The organism is Bacillus sp. AFS029533, from assembly GCF_002585125.1.
Taxonomy (GTDB): domain Bacteria; phylum Bacillota; class Bacilli; order Bacillales; family Bacillaceae_G; genus Gottfriedia; species Gottfriedia luciferensis_B.
In genome coordinates this window covers 140,166-161,119 of record NZ_NUQC01000015.1, presented here as the reverse complement: position 1 = coordinate 161,119, position 20,954 = coordinate 140,166, and the positions used below count along the sequence as shown (strand labels likewise).

The following is a 20,954-nucleotide window of genomic DNA, read 5'->3' as shown; positions in this document are numbered from 1 at the left end:
TCCATCCTCTTAATTTAGTTGAATGATATTTTTTAAAAATCCAAAACCATCATTATACTCAATTTCAATAATACATCCATTACTCGTATAAAATTTCCAGAAATGACTTAAATCTAAATGAAGTAAATTTAAGAGTAGTAGCTTCATAATTCCTCCATGTGATACAACTATTACATCTTCGTTTTTTGATCTAATGTCATGACTAAATTTATTAACTCTTTCTGCACACTGCTTTAAGCTTTCCCCGTTCGGAATTTGAAAATGAATCAAATCTTCATTCCACTTTTCTAAAACTTCAGGCACTTCATTTAAAAGATCAGAATATGTTTTCCCTTCAAATTGCCCAAAATTTGTCTCTTGTAACCGATAATCAACTATTTTCGATTCTCCTATTAAACCTTCAATCGCATCACTTAATAAAGTGCATCTACGAAGTGGACTAGAATACAAAGTATAGCGTGAAGTAGGCTCAATCATTTTCATAAACTGGGTTATCACACTATCTATTTGACTTAAACCTTTTTCTGTTAAATCAAAATCAGTCAAACCTGCATAAACCTTTTTTCTATTTCCAATGCTTTCTGTATGTCTAATTAAAAATATTCTCATATTAATCTCTCACCTATAACCGCAAAAATTAAAAAGCATAATTGAGAAACTTCAATTGTAAATCCAATTACATCCCCTGTAATGCCATCTAGTTTCTGATTGATTCTTTTCGTTACAAAAGTAATAAAAATAAACGTGACACATACAGCAAAAATAATGGCTATTTCATTGATTAAAATACTGCCTACACAAATAAGTAATAGATAGACAATTAGAACAAATAATGAATTAGATTTTTTGGCTTCGATTATAAATTGGCTTCCAAATCCTTCATTTCTAGCATATGTACTGATTCTGCATGTAAATAAAGCAATGCATCTTCCAATAATCGGAAATAAAAAAATAACAAATGTAGTACTTTTTGATAAAAATAACCAATCTCCTAAAAATAAAACAATTAAGGAAATTACCCCAAATGCGCCAATGCGACTATCTTTCATAATTTCTAGTATTCTTTCTTTTGGACTATAACTAAAAATTCCATCTGAAGTGTCAGCTACTCCATCAAAATGTAATCCTCCCGTTAAGAATAAATAAACTAATAGAATAAGAAATGCATTGGCTTCTTTGTCCAATATCAGTGAAATTCCACTATTCAAACTAACAAGTATTAAACCAAATAACACACCTACTAATGGGAACAATCTAATTCCTTTTCCTAGTTCGGTTTCGATAAATACATAATTTTTAACAGGGATCGTTGAAAAAAAACTGAGGATCATTTTAAACCGATTCATATTGGTACTCCTACTTTATTCTTAATGGTATACCAGCTGTAACGAGTATAACTTCTTCTGCTCTTGACGCAATTTTTTGATTGATACGCCCAGCAATATCTCTAAAAATCCTTCCTAATCGATAAGATGGAACAAGTCCATAACCTACCTCATTGGATACAACTATCAATGTCTTACCTTGCTGATCACAAACGTTTACCAACTGGTGCACTTCATTTTCTATATCTATTTCTAGTTTATTTATTTGCTCATTATTAATTGTTTCATAATCAATATCAGTATAATGATCAAACATTAAATTTGTAATCATAACTGTCATGCAATCTAAAATAACATACTTAGATTGTAAAAATGCTTCATTCATTTTTAACTGATTAAATTGTTTATATCGTTCAACAGTATGCCATTCAATCGGACGATCATCTTGATGTCTTTTAATTCTTTCATTCATATCTCCGTCAAATGGTATGGCAGTCGCAATATAAACTACGTCATTTGCGTTTGTTGGTAACTCTTTTACTCGTCTTTCTGCATAGGAACTCTTTCCACTACGAGCTCCACCAATTACAAGAATCACTCTCTTCACTCCTTTTTTGAGATCTTAATATCTAGGTCTATTTAACCTAACTCTCCAATTACAAATAAACCAACTAATAAAATGAGCATTAATATAACTGACCTAATTATTTTCTTAAAACTAGGTCTCGGACCATCTTTTAAAACTCTTATGCCTAGTGGTACAAGTGCAATACAAAGTGCCAATGTAGCTAAAATCGAGAATGGAGTTGTACCTTTTAGTACGCCTAATGGTAATGAACTCATAAGTCCTAACATTACGGAACGAATTAACCCTAACACTTTAGCGCGATATGAGCCAATTGCTAAAATAATCCAGCCAAACATGATCAGAGGAGAAAAACTATGGAATATATGAAACGCTCCATAAGTTTGCTCCATAACTTTTGTTGTCGTGTCCACACCTAAAATTCGAACCATTTGAAAAGCTAGATGGTCAACCCCAGCATGAAAAGTACGAGCAAAAAGTCCAAATATCGCAAAACTTCCTCCCCATACTGCCCAATTTGGCTTCTTAATACTGATTAATTTACAAAGTGAAATTACTGCTGGCCACAATAAAACGTTCCCAGCAATAAAGAAACTATAAGAAAAAAATAATAAAGTTGGATGAGCTTTATATGCTTCTAGCTGGTCAGGGAAGAAGAAATGAAACTTACTTCTTAAAATAACACCTATAAGCATAAAAATCGGGCCTACTATTAGAGAGAACCCACCTAACCAACGACCTGGAAACCAAATATCTTTTACTCTTTCATTCATAGCCCTTCTCCTTTTATTCAGTTCCTTTCTATCATAATTCATTTTTGAATAAAAATGAGTATAAAAAAGGAGGTTTAACGATAAAAATCAACCTTCTTTTTTATACTCTTTCATCGTTTATAGGCCTTACTTCCTAATATACGTACATGTACTTTAATATCTTTGATTGAATCCATATTTACATCGTTCATAGCTTTAATAGTCCAATCATGTCGATTAAAACGGTACGGCTTTTCTGAAATATTAAGAAGATCTGCTTGGAGCTCTTCCCCCTTCTTAATCGTTTTTAATATTTCATTTTTTATCTTTTTATTCGCTTTAGAACTAATTTCTTTGTTACTTAAAAGATTCTCATTTTGAGAAATTGCTACTTCTGTCTTTACTTTGATAATATATTTTGGCTTTTTACCACCCTTGATAACTTTAACTGACCCTTTAGAGTTTCTGACTTCTAAATTAACTTTGTCTTTCTTAAGCAAAAGAGTCGTACTGTAATTTTCTTGCTTCATATAATTAAGTGAATTTAAATCTTTTAACGTTAATTGACCTTTAAATTTTTTCTGGGATATGGCAAAGGCACCATTTATAAAAGCCACTTTATCATTTTCTTCTTTTTTTTCTTTAAAAACCTGTTCATCAATATCTAATAATGGGATTAAAATTGTTCCGACTGGTTGAGTATATCTTGAGATAAATTGATGAAACTTTAGGCTAAGTAAAATCAAACTACCTCTACTTCTTTCATCTGGATTATCTACGACAGTATATAAAAATGGTAAATTGAAAAAACTTTGGCTTGCGAAAATATCTTTTATATTTCTTTCTGTTCCATAAATCCACACTGTATATCTTAATAGAGGACGTCCACTAATAAACGAATTGACTTCATTCATCTTATTTTCAATTACTGATTTACTTAAAATAATACTACTGACATGACCATAGTATAACGGGATGGGTGACCGTTCCTCTATAATATTGAATGCTGACTGAATCGTTTTTCCTTTTGCTTGCCCTATTAATGGAGGTGCTGGGACTTGTACTGCTCCTCCTTCTTGTTTTGCAATATTTGAAAAGTTAAGTGCTTGTACCGTTACAATATACTGATTATCTTTAAAATCAATTCCAAAACCTGTAATCAATGTTTGATCGATTATCGTCCGGTCACCCCAGCAACCTGTTAATATGAATAATTGAGAGAACATCAATAGAAAGATTAGTAATTTTTTCATTCTATTCGTCACTCCTTCTGACGGTCTATATCTACTGGATGGAGTGATTGATTTCGCTTTTTCTTATATTCTTGTGGAATTTTAATCAATACACTAAAAAAGTCTGAAATACTTGGTACCGAAAATAGTGTGATATATGGTTGCCCTATACTTTCTAATGAAACCATCATTGTAATAAGTAGAAAAAAGCCTGTAAAATAGCCAATTAATCCTAATGTTGATGATAAAAATAAAATAAAAAAGCGAAGGAATACTATATTACCTGCAATATTTTGATTGATTAATGTATAACCAGAAATAACAGTAAGTGCCACAATTACAAGCATAGCTGGAGAAGTTAGTCCTGCACGAATTGCAGCATCACCTATAAATAATCCACCTAATACCGCTACTGTTTGTCCCACTGCCTTGGGTAAACGTATACCTGCTTCTTTAAATAATTCAAAAAATGTTAGCATTAAATAAGCTTCAAGTGGTGTTGAAAACGGTAATCCATTTCTAGACATCGCGACCGTAGCGAGAAAAGGATATGGTAATTGATCCATATGATAGGTCACCAATGCAATATAGAATCCTGGTAAAAATATTGTCGTTAACATCGCAATTATTCTAAGATAGCGAACCACATTGACAAAATAAAAACTCGTATGTATATCTTCGGGCGAATAAACAAGTTGGTTTAAATTGGTGGGACCGATTAAACATGTTGGATTACCGTCAACAAGTACCGCAAACCTACCCTGATTTAAGGATTGAACAACGAAATCAGGTCTACCAATATTATCAAGAAGTGGAAAAATAGAGAATGGCTGGTCATATAATGCCTCTTCTATTTCATAACTACTAACAACCACATCTTTTTCTATTGAACTTAGCCGTTTTTTTACTTCCGATAGAATTGCTGGATTTATAATATCTTCAATATAAACTAGCAATACCTTCGTCCTACTCCGTACACCGATATTAAACTCTATACTCTTTAAAGTCGAAGTCTTCAGTCTTTGACGAATTAATGCCATATTATCAGAAACGTTTTCAACAAAACCGTCTCTTGGTCCACGAATCGAATTTTCCAAATTTGATTCTTCTGGAGCTCTTTTAGGTGGATTCGCCACAGGAATAAAGAAAATCTCATTGTAGTAAGAATTAAAAATGACTAGATTACCTGAAAATAGATTTTCTTCCACTTCTGACTTTATATTAACTTCGGATCTTAACTTTTTAGCTTCTACAATATTACTTAGTAACTCAAAGTTGAATTGATCTTCCTTATGTATCATATCAAAAATGTCGGTAATAATTTTGTTACTATATTGAATATCAATCAAATTTGGACAAAACATTATAACTACAACATGCAATTTTTCGCCATCTTTGAATTTTTTTGTTCTAAAAGCTATATCTGATGAATGATTAAAAGATTCAAGAAACACTAATAAATCATGTTGATCCGTTCTAGTTGATTCTTTTTTCATGCTGAATCACCTTTTAATTTTGACATGATTAATAAAATGAACATCATACAAAGTAAAAAACATAAATTAAATTTGAAAAAATAATTTTGTAAAAAATTAGTAAAGGAAGTTGCATTCCAAGGAATCATTGCCCCAACTAGTAAAATAAGTGAAAGGACTGGTAAACTCCATTTTTTTCGCCCAGTATAATTAATAATATGGTTTGCAAGAAATAGATTTAAACTAATTCGAATAAAAGCTCCAGACAGCCACTGAAAAATCGATAAAAAATCTAGTCTAGTAATATTTTCTCCTAAAGTTAGTAGCTTCCATTGTTCATAAACTGGATTTCTCATTTTTTCTGCTTCATGCGGTCCAAATTCCATTATAGCTCCTGTAAGTGGACCTAAAATTAACATTAATAAGATTAGGCCAACCAGGAATAACCATTTTGATTTAACTTTGTCTTTCAAATATGAGTTTAAAAATAAAATAAAAATGATTTCAAAAAAACCTGAGCACGAATAAATAAAACCATGAAAAAAATCATGATATCCATGTTCAAATATAGGAAATAATAAAGCGTAATTTTTATTCTTTACATTCCCCATTCCGACAGTAAATCCAAACAAGCTAACGATTGGTAATATGATAAAAGCGATTGTACAAATCGAACGAATACCAGTATATGCGGCGTAGAAACATATAACAGAAATTAAAAACACGACAACGAACAAGGGAATGTCTTGAGTATAGTTTGTATAAGCCCAAATAAGAGTAAAGCGAAAAGTTATAAAAGCAGTCATTAAAAAGTAAATGACGAAAATGATCGATAATAAGTAAGAAATTGGTTTATAAAATACTTTAAACATGACAGATAAAATGTCTTCATTTTTAAACTTTTTATATAAATAGAAAACTAAAGCAATCCAAATCATAAATGGGATTACGCTAGTAACTGTTGTTACCCATGAATCTCGATGTGAAGATGTCAATATACTTGGAATGATAAATACATGTAGCATAAATCCTGTTGACATGATGAGTAATACATAGATATGAACTGAATGAATTAACTTTTTATTCATAAACAATCTCCCTATAACTCCTTATTCATTTAAATTAACCCAACGACATATCCATTATGTATATTTTTCCCAATTTATTTATAAAAAAATAATTGTCTTAAAAGTAAGTAAAAAAGCCTTCTCCCAAAAAATAATCGGGAGAAGGCTGCTTAATAAGCTTATAAAATCTTATTACTTGTTCAATCCTAACTCTGTAAAAATACTATCTAATGTAGCACCTTTATATGATTTTTTTGCTTTTGGAGGATTTGGAACTGTTGAATTCTGTAATCCAAAATTCTTCACTACATAATCCATATCTTTTGCATCAACTACTTTATCAAAGTTAAAGTCAGCAGATGCTTTGTTTGTGCCCCAGTAAGTTTGTACAGCTAATGCATCTAATACGTCGATTACATCGTCTTTATTTGCATCACCAGCAGGTGCAATATCTAATAAATATCGTAACTGCTTACCGATTAAATCACCGCGGATATTATCAAATAAATTATCCATTGTTTTATTCATTGTAAAGTGACCTGGTACATCTACAGATAATGTATAAGGTTTATTGTCTAGTTTAACACCATCAAATGCATAGTCACCTTGTTTTGATGTGATTGGTGCTTGTAAAACAGTTTTTCCATCATACGATGTTAATGTAATTTTTGCACCTAATTTACTTTGATCAATCGCATAGTTTGTTTCACCTGTTAGAGGGTTTTTTGCTCCTTCTACTTGAAGTGTACCTGTAAGTTTTGAAACTGATGGTTTTACATTGTATCCTTCAATATAAGTGTAAACATTTTTCGTTTCTACATTTGATGTATCAATTGTAGATGTACCGTTACCTGAGAAGTTAATCGCTGATCCTGTTGTAAATGATTGATCGATTGTTTTTATATCGAAATTAAATAATTGAGTATCCTCTGGTAACTTAGCTGAACCTGAGTAAGTAAAAGTAAAGTCATATTGCGTAATATAATCCCAAGTAGTAGGAGATGTTTTTACCGTAACTTGTGCGTCTCCATATTTTTTAACTTCATCATTTACTAGAATATTGTCAATGATCCCCTGTTTATTATTCAATTGAAGCGTTAATTTAGTAGTTTTTAAGTTACTAATATTATTTGCTTTTACAGAGTAGTTTACAGTATCACCAGGTACAATGTTTTGCTTATTCGCTTTTAAGTAGTAATACGGAGTTGTATTTTTTACAAAAGCAATTCTAATTTGAGCAGTTGGATTTAATGCTGCATCCATTCCATAGAATGTTAAAGGTAATATTGAATATTTACTATCAACTAAAATTTGATCAGTATAATCCCCATTTTTATCTACGTTAATCGGTAATGATGGGAAGAAAGAATTATAAGTATAAACAATTGTGTTATCTGATTGCTCAGCTTTAATACCGTATTTTTTCGCTTCATCAATTTCTGGATCATTTACATTAATGTTGAAGTCGTATAACATTTGTCCATTTTTATCTAGTTGACTATCACTATACTCAATAACCTTTTGATCTAACTTGTCAAAGCTTGAAGTCATATTCGGAACAGCATATTCCAGCATAAAGTCTCTAGCTTCAGCAAATGTTTTTCCACTTTCACTCACACCAACTAGTCTTAATTTGTAGTGACCTGGTTTAAATAATTCATATTTACTGCTAATTGGGTTTGTCGCATCTCCAGTGAAAGGGAAATAATATGCACCAACAAGTCGTCCAATATTGTACACTACATCTTCTTTCATTACGGCTGTATTAAATGAACCAATAATCCCTAAGTCTTGACCAGTTGTTGGATCTTGAACGATAACATCTAATGATTTCATATGTGTTTTTAGAGAAACACTTCCATCAATAAATGGATACGCATAAGTTGGATTCGTAATTTTATTTGAATAAAGTGGGTTGAATAAATTAAATGATTGGATCCCCTCTTCAACTACACGAACACCAAACGGAATTTGATATTGTTCAGTTGGATCCACTGTATTCGTGAATGTAACATAACCTTCATATGTTCCTTTTTCAGCAGTTTTTGGAATGTTTAAATTAAACTTAATTGATTTCGAGCTAATTCCATTTAACTTAACTGATGTAGGTCCTGAAAGTGTAACATTATTAGAAGCTGCATCCTTAGATCCTCTTAATCCAGTTTGATATTTCACGTCAACACTAAATGTTTTTGCTTTTTCACTACGATTTTTTAAAGTAACACTGCGAGAATCTGCAATATCATTATTATCAAATCCATATGAACCAAAGCTCATCCCACCGGTTAACTCATTAATTAGTTTTTCTTTGCCATTTACGATCGTTGGTGTTTTATCAACAACTTCTAATTCTACATTTGAATGAATTGCTTCATACGCATCTACACGTCCACTACCTACTTCAAATACACTATAAGCTTTTGATAGGGGATCAGCAGTATTCATTAGGATTGATTTGATATCTTCTGGTTGTAAGTCTTTATTTGATTGAAGTAATAGTGCAGATACACCTGCTACATATGGTGTTGCCATTGATGTTCCAGACATACGCTCATATGCATACTTATAATCTTCAGGCTTTGATCCATCACCTGTTTTATTATTTACATAAAATGGTACACTTGAAAGAATCGAAACACCCGGAGCAGTCACTTCTGGCTTGATATCATAGTTTACACGTGAAGGTCCTCTTGAACTAAATGTCGCTAATTCATCTGAAGCTGTTTGTAGCTTAGTATAATCACCAAAAGAAACTTCATTTCTACCTGTTTTAACCGCTGCTGTGATTTTTAATCCCTCTTCATATGATACGGAGAATGAAGGAATAGCATCTACTGATTCACCTAAGAATGCTTGGATTGCTCCTTCACTTTGGTTATCAATATTATTAGCCATTAATACACCAACTGCGCCAGCTGCTTTTGCATTTTTAATTTTATCAATCAAAGCAATCGTTCCACGTTGTATGTAAGCAATCTTGCCTTTTAAGTCTTTTCCTGTAAAATCAGTTGGATTTGCTAACCCTACGTCAACGAGTTGATAGGTTTTTCCTTTTAATGTCGTTAAATTGTCAGAATAATTTTGAGCTAATTGTCTAAAGTTGTATTTGTTTCCATCCTGTGTTCCATTAAATTGATAAAGATCAATGGCAACGGATGAAGCTCCAACAGTTAATGCTAATGCAGCCGCTCCTGGTGAACCTAACGTGTCCATTTTGTCTCCATCATTTCCTGCAGCTACGACAGTCGTTACGCCACTTAATACAGCATTGTTAACCGCGATAGAAGTTGCATAAAGCGGGTCATTTAACGATGCACCTAATGACATATTAATCACATCCATGCCATCTTTTACTGCTTTATCAATACCTGCGATAATAGCTTCACTTGTTCCAACCCCACCAGGTCCAAGTACACGATATGAATAGATATCAGATTCTGGTGCTGCACCAACCTGTTTGTATTCACTATCTGACGCGCCACGTCCACCAATGATACCTGCTACATGAGTACCATGCTCAGTATAATAATCAGCTCCATTTGCAGAACCTGGTTTACCAGCTTTTACCCAATCAGCATAGGTAGTCTCCATTGGATCATTATCATTATCTACAAAATCATATCCACCTTTGAATGCGCCTTTTAAATCTGGATGGTTGTAATCAATACCTGTATCAAGAATACCAACTTTAATGCCCTTTCCTGTATAGCCCTCAGCATGTAGCTTATCCAAGCCATCATATGGCGTATAGTTTGCTACTTTCGATTCGTCTGCTTTTAGCTCGCTATTCTTATCTGATTCCTTTGGGGGGTCAATAGAGAACTTCTCGTTACTCCAAACAGTCTTAACTGCTTTTGATTTTAATAGATTCTTAATTTGATTTGCTGGTAGATTCATTGAAACGCCGTTAAAGGCATTTTTATATGAATGTTTAATTTTAAAATCTACCTTTTTATTATTCTCATCTTTAAGAACTTGTCCCACTTCTGCAGTAAAAGTAGCATGATCTTGATCAACTAATTTCCCTGCTTGTGTCTCAGTTAATGATTTACCTTCTACTTGCGCCTCAATTTTTGCCACTTTCGCAGGCTTATTTGCAAACTCTACAATAACTGAGGTTTGTTTGGTAGTCGTTTGATCTATGTCTGAGGAGATTTGAAGCCCTGTCGATTCATTCGTTGAAATTTGTTTTAATGCAGTTCGTTGCTGGGAAGTTAAATTTGCAAGTATTGTTTCTGTCTTCGTTTTCCCTGCTGCCTTTGAAACATTTGTTACATGTGCAATCGGTGCAACAACAACACTAGATGATAGAGCTAATACGGTAAAGCCTGATACAAACTTACTTTTCTTTACTCTTTTCCCCATTCTTCTTCCTCCTGGCTTTTTCTTATCTAAAGTAATATTCAATGAAATTCATATTACCTTTTTACATCAAATTTACTTTCTACATTTATTATCAATTTTTTCCAATTTTCGGTCAATTGGGTTATCCCTCCCCTAATTTACCAATAGTTCGAAATATCGCTCTCTACATTCGACAGGATTCTTCTAAATTCTCCGGTGAAAAACAATCGAAATAACCCAATTTTTCTATCATTTTAAAAGAAATAGTTAGTTATTTGAAAACGCTTACTTTTTAAATGAATTTTAATGGTTTTAAATAAACCTCGGGATGATCGCTTTTTCTTACTAATTGAAAAAGATAAAACTATTTTACAATATTTTATTTCATCATTTATTAGGGCTGTTTTTCATTTAAAATGGTCATAAATTAACACATTTTTTGTGGAAAGTAACGAGAAAGGGAAAAGGCGGGGTTATCTTTAAAAGGTAAAGAGTAACGAAGAAAACGAATGTTTGTGGCAATCTAAAAGAATGCTTTTTGACTTCTCAATTTGTGCTTTTCGACTGTTTCATTGGACGTTACTTCTGTTTTTGGTCATTTTCAATTTATCCTTTTACTTATCTATGATTTTCCATTCAATTTAATTAAAATTTATAGTTTTATATGCCGTTCCACCGATTTTATTTGCAGATAGGACTTTTTTAATTGTAGATATGATAATTTTTTTTGCAGTTTTCGAATATTTATTTGCACGCTCCCCAATTTATTTGCAGATTTCGCTTTTTTAATTGTAGTTCCATACTTTTTAATTGCAGTTTTCACTATTTTAATTGCACTTCACTACTACATCATTCCACGTATATTCCGATACCATAAAAAAGAGAAGCCAATCTAGCTAGCTTCCCTCTTCTAAATTATTATTGATCTAAACCTAAATCTTTTAAAATACTATCTAAAGTTGCACCTTTATAAGTAGTTTTTGGTTTTGGTGCGTTATCAACAGTAGGATTTTGTAATCCATAGTTTCGAACAACAAAGTCCATATCCTTTTTATCTACTACTTTATCAAAGTTAAAGTCTGCTGTAGCTTTATTTGTACCCCAATACGTTTGTACAGCCAGTGCATCTAATACATCGATTACATCATCTTTATTAACGTCCCCAGCTGCAGCTGTTAATAAACCTATATTATATCTCTTTCCTAACGTTTCTCCACGTACTTCATTTGATAAAAGCACTTGTCTGTTCATTGTAAAATGTCCAGGTACATCAACTTTATAAGTATAAGGTTTTGTATCTGCTTTTAAGCCTTCAGCGCTGTATTGTCCGCTTTTGTTAATTGAAGGTTGAACAGTTGTTTTTCCATCATAAGATGTAACTGTAACTTTTGCACCAATTACACTTTGATCAAGCGCGTAATTTTGGTTTCCTGTTACTGGATCATATGCTCCTTCAAAATTTAATGCTCCATCAATTTTAGAATAAGTATTTTTAACTTTATAAGATTCCATGTACGCATACACATCTTTTGTCTCAACATTAGATTGATCAATTGTTGAGGCAGTCATTGAATACCAATCATTTGGAATAAAATTTGTATATTTCTCTGCTGTTTTCATATCGAAATTAAATAATTGTAAGTCTTCTGGTAAAGCTTTTGTTCCATTATAAGTAAATGTAAATGTATAAAGTTGACTTAATCCAGAAGGTTTTGAAGTTACTGAAACTTGTGCATCGCCATACTGTTTTACTGCATCATTTACAACGACATTTTGAATTGTTGCTAGATTTGGATCAACACTGAAATTAATTTTAGTAGTTTTTAAGTTTTTAATATTATTTGAACGAACGCTGTAATTTACAGTATCACCCGTTGAAACTGTTTGTTTATTTGCTTTTAAGTAGTAGTATGGGAAATTTTGATCTACGAATACTAGTCTTAACATATTTGTAGCATTTCCAGTAAAGTTTCTTGCTGCATCCATACCATAGAATGAAACTTGTAATGGTGTTGAACGCTTCTTAACTAAAATTTGGTCTGTATAGTTTCCGTTCTTATCTGTTTTAATTGGATTAGCCGGGAACGGGCTATCGTGAAATGAAACTACTGCATTAGATGATTGATCTACTGGTAAACCTAATTTGCTTGCTTCAGCAGTTTCAGGGTCATTTAGATTAATGTTAAAGTCGTATAAGAATTCGCCTTTTGAATCAAATTGACTATCTTTGTATTCAATTACTTTTTGATCTAATGAATCAAAGCTCGAAGTCATTTTAGGTGCTGCAACATCATAAACAAAGTCAGCGGTTTTTACGAATGTTTTACCTTTTTCATTCGTACCAACTAATTTCAATTTATAGTTTCCTGCTTTTGCTACTACTGGATCATAACTAATTGGATTTTTTGCATCACCAGTAAATGGATAGTAAATTGAACTAAATCCTCTTCCAATAAAGTAATCTTGATTTTCATTCAATCCGATTGGTGTAAAAGAACCAACTAAACCAAGATCTTCACCTGTTGTAGCATCTTGTAGTAATACATCTAATGTTTTCATGTGTGACTTTAATGAAAGATCGAATGATAAAAATGGAAATGCATTAGCCGGCCAGCTTGTATCCGTACCAAACATAGGGCTGTCGATTTTAAAATAATCAATTCCTTCATCGACTACACGACCACCAAATGGAATTTGATATGTTTCTGATGGATCCCCGGTATTTGTAAATGTAATAAAACCTTCATATGTTCCTTTTTCTGCTGTTTTTGGAATATTTAAGTTAAACTTAACATTCTTTTGACTAATTCCATTTAATTTTACAGAAGTAGGACCAGTTAAAGTTACATTGTTCTGTGCTGCATCTTTTGATCCTCTTAATCCAGTTTGGAATTTCACGTTAACATTGAATGTTTTTGCTTTTTCGCTACGATTTTTTAATGTAATATTGCGAGAATCTGCAATATCTTGATCATCGAAACCATAAGATCCGAAGCTAATGCCACCTGTTAATTCTTTAATTGATTTTTGTTTGCCATTAATATATGTTGGTGTTTGATCTACAACTTCTAATTCTACGTTCGAGTGAATTGCTTCGTATGCGTCAACACGTCCACTACCTGCTTCAAATACGCTATAAGCTTTAGATAATGGATCAGCAGTATTCATTAGAATCGATTTGATATCTTCTGGTTGTAAGTCTTTATTTGATTGAAGTAATAATGCTGATACACCTGCTACATAAGGTGTCGCCATCGATGTTCCTGATAAGCGCTCATATGCATATTTGTAATCTTCAGGTTTTGACCCATCACCTGTTTTATTATTTACATAAAATGGTACAGTTGAAAGGATCGCCACACCAGGAGCTGTTACTTCCGGTTTAATATCATAGTTTACACGAGATGGACCTCTTGAACTAAATCCTGCTAATTCATCTGATGCAGTTTGCACCTTTTTAAAGTCACCAAAAGTGAATTCTGATGCACCAGCCTTGATTGCAGCTGCAATTTCAATTCCCTCTTTATTTGAAACAGAGAATGCTGGGATTGCATCAACTGATTCACCAAGGAAAGATTGGATTGCACCTTCAGCTTGATTTGTTTCGTCGTTATACATTAAAACGCCAACTGCACCTTTTGCTTTTGCATTTTTAATTTTATCGATTAATGCAATCGTTCCACGTTTAATGAAAGCAATTTTCCCATTTACATCTTTACCATTGAAGTCTGCAGGATTACCTAAGCCAACATCAACTAACTGATATGTTTTTCCTTTTAATGATGTTAAGTCATCAGAGTAGTTTCGAGCTAATTGTCTAACTGAATAGTTTTTACCATTATTTACTCCAGCATATTGATAAACATCTAATGCGATTGACGATGCACCAACTGTTAATGCTAAAGCTGCTGCACCAGGTGAACCAAGCGTATACATTTGATCGCCACTATTTCCTGCTGCAACAACTGTCGTTACTCCGCTTAACACAGAGTTATTTACAGCAATCGATGTTGCATAAAGCGGATCATTTAAGCTTGCACCTAATGACATATTAATAACATCCATACCGTCTTGAACAGCTCGATCGATACCTGCAATAATGTCTTCCTCAGTACCTGAACCATAAGCTCCTAACACTCGATAAGAATAAAGGTCAGCTTCTGGTGCCGCACCAATTGTTTTATATTCACTGTTTGCTACACCGCGTCCACCAATAATACCAGCTACATGTGTACCATGCTCAGTATAATAAGTTGATGTTCCACTGATTTCAGGTTTTCCTGATTTTTTCCAATCTGCATAAGTTGTTTCCATTGGATCGTTATCGTTATCAACGAAATCATATCCACCTTTATAAGCATCCTTCAAGTCTGGGTGATGATAATCCATACCTGTATCTAGAATCCCTACTTTAATTCCTTTACCCGTAAACCCTTCTGCGTGTAAGCGATCTAACGCATCATATGGAGTATAGTTTGCAACATTTGATTCATCAGCTTTCAGTTGATCATTCTCTTTCGGTGGATCAATTGAAAATGTTTGGTTGCTCCATACTTTTTTTACAGCTTTAGATTTTAATAGATTCTTAATTTGATTTGCTGGTAATGTCATAGAAACACCATTGAATGCGTGTTTATATGAATGATTAATTTTATAATCTACTTTTTTACTTTTACTAGTTGTTAACACTTTGCTAACATCTTTTGTAAAAGTTTCATGGTCTTGGTCAATCAGATCTTCAGCATCTGATTTCGTTAAAGTTTTCCCCTCAACACTCGCTTCAATTTGAGCGACCTTCACTGGTTTATTAGCAAACTCTACAATGACACTTGTTTGTTCAGTAGAGTCCAAATTAATATCTGAGGAAACTTGCAGCCCAGAATCTTCACTAGTAGAAAGCTGCTTAAGAGCTGCTCTTTGCTCTGAACTTAAACTTGCCAAAATATCTTCTGCCTTACTTGGACTTGCTGCATTTGATACATTTGACACTTGTCCAAGAGAACCTAAAATAAAACTAGATGTTAAAGCTAAAACAGTAAAACTTTTTAAAACTTTACTTTTTTCTCTCTTTTCCCCCATTTTTCTTCCTCCAGTTCATTTTTCTTCTTAGTTTGCCTTTTACGTTAATTACTAGATATAAGTTTTTTTGACAACTTCTTCAAGTAATCAACAAAATAGAATGACAATTGTCGTTTTTTCTATTAATTATATTATTGAGAATTTTCTATTTTTAATCAATTGGGTTATAACAAACCCTGATTTTTCAACGTTTACTCAATAACCCTATATAAAATCGACAAATTACAACATATTTCACCTTCAGATTAAACCAATTTTACGTAATTTAATTCACTAAAATAATAAATGCACTTTTTCTACCCTAAAAAAGACAAAAAAATACATAGACACGTTACTTACGTTGTCTATGTATTTTCTTTTGTTACATGCTAACAAATGTATGTTCAATTGACTCATATAACTCGGCAGCTTTTTGATACTCTTTGATCTCTATATAGTATTTATATAATTTCTTACCGAACTGTTCGATATAAAATTTATTATTAGTAGAATAAAAGAATGGGAGTGCCTCATCCGATAGATATTGATAAAATTTTTCACGGGCTCCCTCAGCCTTAAGCTTAAATAGTTTAATTAATGTAATATGTACTGGGCTTTTTAACATTTTTGCTAATGCTAATGCTCTTTTCATCACACTAAGAAGTATCTCTTTTTCTAATAGTGTGCCTTCCGTACATGTCTCTAAATAATTGCACAAACGTCTTAAATAATTGATTGATTTTTTATTTTCAGTTTCATTAATACTTTCCTCAAAATAATACAGTGCAGTTTCATATTCTTCTCTCTTAAAGTACTTCACTCCGAGATTATTTAATAAAATGGCCTTGCGTTCGCGATCACCTAATACTTCACAGTTATGAATCAAATCTTTATAGCGTTCAACAACTTCACTAAAATTCATCTCTAGTTCACTACCGTACTGCAATAACATAAGGGTTTCGGAACTAATTGCAAATAAGTAGTTGTTTGTCTTCTGAAAAAACTTAAGTGCCATTTCGGCATATTTATACGCTAAGATTTTTGAACTTCCAAAATGATAGGCAATTGCTAGATGGTGATAATATTCTTCATTTCGATACTCATCAATATTAATCATCTTTAATACTTTAATTGCCTTTTGATGATCTTCACTACTTAGGCTAGTATAGTTCGATATATAGTACATACCTTGAAGATGATAGAATAAATTTTTCTCGAAAGGAGATAAATTACTAAATTCTTTTTTTACATAAGTAAGTATTTGTTTAACCATATCTAAATTTTGATTATGAAAATAATATCTTGCTCTTAGTAAATTATAGTGGGCTGCATATTGTGAATAGTCAATAAAGGGCATTTGTTCAAGTTCTGCTTTATATTCTTCTATTTGAGCTTCTTTTTTCATGATTAAAGCATCATGCCATAGATATAATTTTTTCTCTAAATTATAAAAAGATTGGACTTCTTGATTAATATTAATTCCTAAACGATCTGAAAATAAAGCAATAATATCAGGTGAATAAGCCGTCTTACCTCTTTCAATTTTACTTACATGAGTAGTTGTACATATACCTTCTCCAAGCATAGCTTGAGTTAACCCCATTTTTTCACGATAAAACTTTATGATTTCCCCCTCAATCATATGCACCCTCCTCTATCTCTATAACCATATTTATCTAACTATTCTTTACTAAATTTTAATATCCTTTTAAGGAAAAAACAATTAATGATTTATACCTAGTACTAGGAAATTTTCTTTCAAATTCAATACAATATAACTAAAAAAAAGATGGAATTTGAAAATAAAATCCTATCTTAAAGACTAATGTATTAATTTTTACTTATTCTTAAAGACCTATTCAGTAAACTATGTTTATTTTCATCTTTCTTCATTTAAAGCAAATAATATTCCCTTTTTCTCTTTATCACTTAACCCATTTATTTTGAAAATTTGCTATACTAAATATGTGTGAAAAAAATTTTTTTGACAAAAATGATAAAGTGCGAAATAATTTTCTCATGAAAGGGTTTTCATATTATTATTAAAAAAAACTCTTTTTTCCTATATAATAATTATTAAGCAAATAATAATGCTTTCCTAAATCTTTAAAATACAAATAATTTCAATTTAATACTATATTAAAAATTTATTTATTCTAAAAATCAATTTCCTGAGGAAAGGTGTAAAGAATATGGAACAAACGAACAGCTTAGGTAAAATTCGTTCTTATTATGCGCGATTAAGTGATAAAGAAAAAAAAATCGCTGATTATATATTACAAAACCCAAAGCATATTATTCACAGTACGATTACAGAAGTAGCTGAAGACTTAAACGTTGCTGATGCAACTGTTTTTAGATTTTGTAAAAGGATTGGATTTAAAGGATACCAAGCACTTAAAATTGCATTAGCAACTGAAATTATGACGCCGATTCAGCAAATCCACGAGGAAATTAACGAAAAAGACGATGAAATAACAATAGCAAATAAAATATTTCAATCTAATATTCGAACACTAGAAAATACTGCCCAAATTCTAGATGGTGCTTCGATTAAAAAAGCAGTAAATCTTATATTAAAAGCAAATAAAGTTGAATTATACGGTGTAGGTGGCTCGTCTGTTATTGCCATGGATGCCTTCCATAAATTTATTCGTACAGGAATAAAAGCGAACTCGTATACAGATTCTCACTTTCAATTGATGTCAGCTTCTCAATTGACAAAGGAAGATGTGGCAATCGTTATCTCACACTCAGGCTCAAATAAAGACATCCTTCGTATTTTGCAAGTACTAAATGAAAACGGTACCAAAACGATTGGTATAACAGGTTTTCCAAAATCTCCTCTAAGTCAAAATGTTGATGTCTCACTTTACACATCTTCTGAGGAAACAGAATATCGGCCAGAGGCACTTGCTTCAAGAATTGCACAATTAAGTATTATTGATGCATTGTACGTAAACTTAATGATCTTGAACTCTCACAAAGCTAAAACATCATTTGAAAAGGTAAGAACTGCAATATCAGAAACAAGATCTTAATATTATTAGGAAAAAAGATGTCTCAATTAAAAGTCTTGAGACATCTTTTTTCTTGCATATATTATTTAGCGATTTGACTAACAAATTTCTTCATAAACTTCAAAAGCTTCATATGCATGATTGCCATTTCTTCAGGGATAATTGGTTCTTCTTTTTCTAGCCATTGCTCCATAAGTCCAAAGAATGCCGATGAAATAAATGCAGTTGTGTATTCATGTGGAATTTCAATCATGAATTCTTCTTCTAATAAATCCACTAGTTTTTCATAAATCGTCTCTTTAATATGTTCCTTCATTTTCTTTGGAAAAGCTGGGTCACCTTTTGTACTGATTAAAATTTTTATAAACCTTTGATTTTCTGTTAAGTAGTGATATACATTAAGAATAGGTGGATAGACCGTATCATTTGAATAAAACTCATTCATTTCTTTAGGCCTTATAAATATAAGTCGATCCTGTAATCCTTCCAATACCTCATTTTGACTTTTTTCCATTAAATCATATTTATCTCTGTAATGTAGATAAAATGTACCGCGATTTAATCCTGCTTTTAAAGTAATATCTCTAACTGAAATAGCTTCAAATCCTTTTTCTTCTATTAAATCTAACAACGTCTCTTTTATTAACTTCTTAGTTTTTTCAACTTTTATTTCTCTCAATGATTGACTCATTTTAGATCATCCTTCTGGAATATAAGTTCTTACTAAACAAATTTGATAAATGTGTTTAGCAATGAACACATTTGTTTGATTTGCTTATTGTGATTTATTAAAACTCATTGTAATATCTTCACATAACAATAGTCAACACGTTGTTCATTTATTTAATTAAAAGAATTAGGAGGTTATTAAAATGAACTTATTTAAACAAAAACAAGCTATATTAGCTCCTATACTAGTATTAGTTGTTGCGATCATATTCAGTCTAACGTTAGCATCATCCGTAAATCCTACACCTAAAAATCTTCCAATCGCGATCGTAAACGAAGATCAAGGAATTCAAGTACCTTCAAAAGGTAATGTTAATGCAGGTAATATGATGGTTGCAAAAATAAATGCACTATCTAAAACGAAAAATGGTGAAAAACCAGCGATTAAGTGGATTCAAGTATCAAGTGAAGAAAAAGTACGTAAAGGTCTAAATGACCAAAAATACTATGCTGCCCTTATTCTCCCAAAAGATTTAAGTAAAAATCAGGCTTCATTAAAAACAGCAAATCCTTCACCAATTACGATAAAAATTTTAGTTAATCAAGGTAAAAATGCAAATGGATCAACGATGGCTAGTCAAATGCTGACTCATTTAGTAGAAAATCTTAACTTAACAATTCATACTGAAATTTTTAATGAATTAAAGAAAAACGTGAGCCAAATTTCAGTAAATCAAGCTGAAGTATTATCAAATCCAATCATAACGAAGGTTGAAAATGTAAATGCAATTGGAACACATACAGCAAATGGAAATGCACCAGTAAGTTTAATCACACCACTTTGGATGTCTAGTTTAATAGGTGCCGTAATCGTCTTTTTAGCGAAAAAGAAAACAGAAACATCAAACTCTATTAGTAAATTAAAGGTTATTTTTGAACAATTACTATTAGGAGTAGTCCTATCCTTCCTAATCGGTTTCGGCATAACTTTAATGGCAAAATGGATTGGCTTCACACTTCCAAACTTCTTGGACGTTGCACTATATTTAACGATTGCTTATTTCTGTTTCCATATCCTAATTTCTGCTGTCATGTCTTGGATCGGCTTTGGTGGTGTAGGAATCTTTGCCCTAATCTTTTTCTTCTCAGGTTCTTTAATCGGAATGCCAAAAGAACTTTTACCAACTTTTTCAAAAGACTGGATTTACTCATGGGTTCCAATGCGATTTGGTGCAGATGGATTAAGAGAAATCTTCTATTTTGATAAAGGATTATCACTGAGTCATCCAATGAGTATTATTATTTGGATTGGTGTAATCTCTTTACTCGTTTTATCTTTATCTGCTTTTAAGCCGAAAAAAGAAGAACTAAATCAAACTTTAACAATGAAATAAATCAAACCACAAAAAAGGGAAACCAATTCATT

General features: G+C 31.9%; 13 protein-coding genes. 2 read left to right on the top strand and 11 right to left on the bottom strand.

From position 1 onward, the window contains the following. Window positions 1-9 precede the first annotated feature (9 nt). The 10 genes from COE53_RS08415 to COE53_RS08370 all read right to left on the bottom strand — a co-directional run bounded on the left by COE53_RS08415 (window position 10) and on the right by COE53_RS08370 (window position 17,481). Window positions 10-609: a histidine phosphatase family protein gene (locus COE53_RS08415; RefSeq protein ID WP_069032810.1), complete on the bottom strand. Its 600-nt coding sequence runs from the start codon at window positions 607-609 to the stop codon at window positions 10-12. Next, window positions 606-1,346 carry an adenosylcobinamide-GDP ribazoletransferase gene (gene cobS / locus COE53_RS08410; protein ID WP_098947775.1) on the bottom strand — a complete coding sequence of 247 codons (741 nt, stop codon included), beginning with the start codon at window positions 1,344-1,346 and terminating at the stop codon, window positions 606-608. Before cobS ends, COE53_RS08415 begins: the two co-directional genes overlap by 4 nt. A gap of 10 nt (window positions 1,347-1,356) precedes the next feature. Continuing rightward, window positions 1,357-1,923: a bifunctional adenosylcobinamide kinase/adenosylcobinamide-phosphate guanylyltransferase gene (gene cobU / locus COE53_RS08405; protein WP_218962881.1), complete on the bottom strand. Its 567-nt coding sequence runs from the start codon at window positions 1,921-1,923 to the stop codon at window positions 1,357-1,359. Between the two features lie 41 nt (window positions 1,924-1,964). Then, window positions 1,965-2,684, bottom strand: coding sequence for a hypothetical protein (locus COE53_RS08400; RefSeq protein WP_286143814.1), 720 nt, complete (start codon window positions 2,682-2,684; stop codon window positions 1,965-1,967). 110 nt (window positions 2,685-2,794) lie between these two features. Beyond that, window positions 2,795-3,916, bottom strand: coding sequence for a Ger(x)C family spore germination protein (locus COE53_RS08395; RefSeq protein WP_091023837.1), 1,122 nt, complete (start codon window positions 3,914-3,916; stop codon window positions 2,795-2,797). A gap of 8 nt (window positions 3,917-3,924) precedes the next feature. After that, the gene (locus COE53_RS08390; protein WP_091023840.1) at window positions 3,925-5,391 is read right to left on the bottom strand and encodes a spore germination protein; all 1,467 of its coding nucleotides are present in this window, start codon (window positions 5,389-5,391) and stop codon (window positions 3,925-3,927) included. Beyond that, window positions 5,388-6,458, bottom strand: coding sequence for a GerAB/ArcD/ProY family transporter (locus COE53_RS08385; protein WP_091023843.1), 1,071 nt, complete (start codon window positions 6,456-6,458; stop codon window positions 5,388-5,390). Before COE53_RS08385 ends, COE53_RS08390 begins: the two co-directional genes overlap by 4 nt. A gap of 171 nt (window positions 6,459-6,629) precedes the next feature. Further along, window positions 6,630-10,802: a S8 family serine peptidase gene (locus COE53_RS08380; RefSeq protein ID WP_098947770.1), complete on the bottom strand. Its 4,173-nt coding sequence runs from the start codon at window positions 10,800-10,802 to the stop codon at window positions 6,630-6,632. An 897-nt stretch (window positions 10,803-11,699) separates the two neighbouring features. After that, a complete protein-coding gene (locus COE53_RS08375; RefSeq protein WP_098947768.1) occupies window positions 11,700-15,860 on the bottom strand; it encodes a S8 family serine peptidase in 4,161 nt (1,386 codons plus the stop codon). 361 nt (window positions 15,861-16,221) lie between these two features. After that, the gene (locus tag COE53_RS08370) at window positions 16,222-17,481 is read right to left on the bottom strand and encodes a helix-turn-helix domain-containing protein (RefSeq protein ID WP_098947766.1); all 1,260 of its coding nucleotides are present in this window, start codon (window positions 17,479-17,481) and stop codon (window positions 16,222-16,224) included. A 550-nt stretch (window positions 17,482-18,031) separates the two neighbouring features. Here COE53_RS08370 and COE53_RS08365 point away from each other — a divergent pair. Beyond that, a complete protein-coding gene (locus COE53_RS08365) occupies window positions 18,032-18,880 on the top strand; it encodes a MurR/RpiR family transcriptional regulator (RefSeq protein WP_025672344.1) in 849 nt (282 codons plus the stop codon). Between the two features lie 61 nt (window positions 18,881-18,941). On the opposite strand, the gene COE53_RS08360 is transcribed toward COE53_RS08365, so the two are convergent. After that, window positions 18,942-19,550 carry a TetR/AcrR family transcriptional regulator gene (locus COE53_RS08360; protein ID WP_098947764.1) on the bottom strand — a complete coding sequence of 203 codons (609 nt, stop codon included), beginning with the start codon at window positions 19,548-19,550 and terminating at the stop codon, window positions 18,942-18,944. A 181-nt stretch (window positions 19,551-19,731) separates the two neighbouring features. Between COE53_RS08360 and COE53_RS08355 the strand changes: the two genes are divergently transcribed. Then, entirely contained in the window at window positions 19,732-20,922 is a 1,191-nt protein-coding gene (locus tag COE53_RS08355) for a YhgE/Pip domain-containing protein (protein ID WP_098947761.1), read from the top strand. Window positions 20,923-20,954 lie beyond the last annotated feature (32 nt).

What these genes read in the sequence shown, in the direction of transcription:
- COE53_RS08400 (WP_286143814.1), bottom strand. Translation starts at nt 2,684, where the DNA reads ATGAATGAAAGAGTAAAAGATATTTGGTTTCCAGGTCGTTGGTTAGGT.
- COE53_RS08380 (WP_098947770.1), bottom strand. Translation starts at nt 10,802, where the DNA reads ATGGGGAAAAGAGTAAAGAAAAGTAAGTTTGTATCAGGCTTTACCGTA.
- COE53_RS08370 (WP_098947766.1), bottom strand. Translation starts at nt 17,481, where the DNA reads ATGATTGAGGGGGAAATCATAAAGTTTTATCGTGAAAAAATGGGGTTA.
- COE53_RS08365 (WP_025672344.1), top strand. Translation starts at nt 18,032, where the DNA reads ATGGAACAAACGAACAGCTTAGGTAAAATTCGTTCTTATTATGCGCGA.
- COE53_RS08395 (WP_091023837.1), bottom strand. Translation starts at nt 3,916, where the DNA reads ATGAAAAAATTACTAATCTTTCTATTGATGTTCTCTCAATTATTCATA.
- COE53_RS08375 (WP_098947768.1), bottom strand. Translation starts at nt 15,860, where the DNA reads ATGGGGGAAAAGAGAGAAAAAAGTAAAGTTTTAAAAAGTTTTACTGTT.
- COE53_RS08415 (WP_069032810.1), bottom strand. Translation starts at nt 609, where the DNA reads ATGAGAATATTTTTAATTAGACATACAGAAAGCATTGGAAATAGAAAA.
- COE53_RS08360 (WP_098947764.1), bottom strand. Translation starts at nt 19,550, where the DNA reads ATGAGTCAATCATTGAGAGAAATAAAAGTTGAAAAAACTAAGAAGTTA.
- COE53_RS08390 (WP_091023840.1), bottom strand. Translation starts at nt 5,391, where the DNA reads ATGAAAAAAGAATCAACTAGAACGGATCAACATGATTTATTAGTGTTT.
- COE53_RS08385 (WP_091023843.1), bottom strand. Translation starts at nt 6,458, where the DNA reads ATGAATAAAAAGTTAATTCATTCAGTTCATATCTATGTATTACTCATC.
- cobS (WP_098947775.1), bottom strand. Translation starts at nt 1,346, where the DNA reads ATGAATCGGTTTAAAATGATCCTCAGTTTTTTTTCAACGATCCCTGTT.
- COE53_RS08355 (WP_098947761.1), top strand. Translation starts at nt 19,732, where the DNA reads ATGAACTTATTTAAACAAAAACAAGCTATATTAGCTCCTATACTAGTA.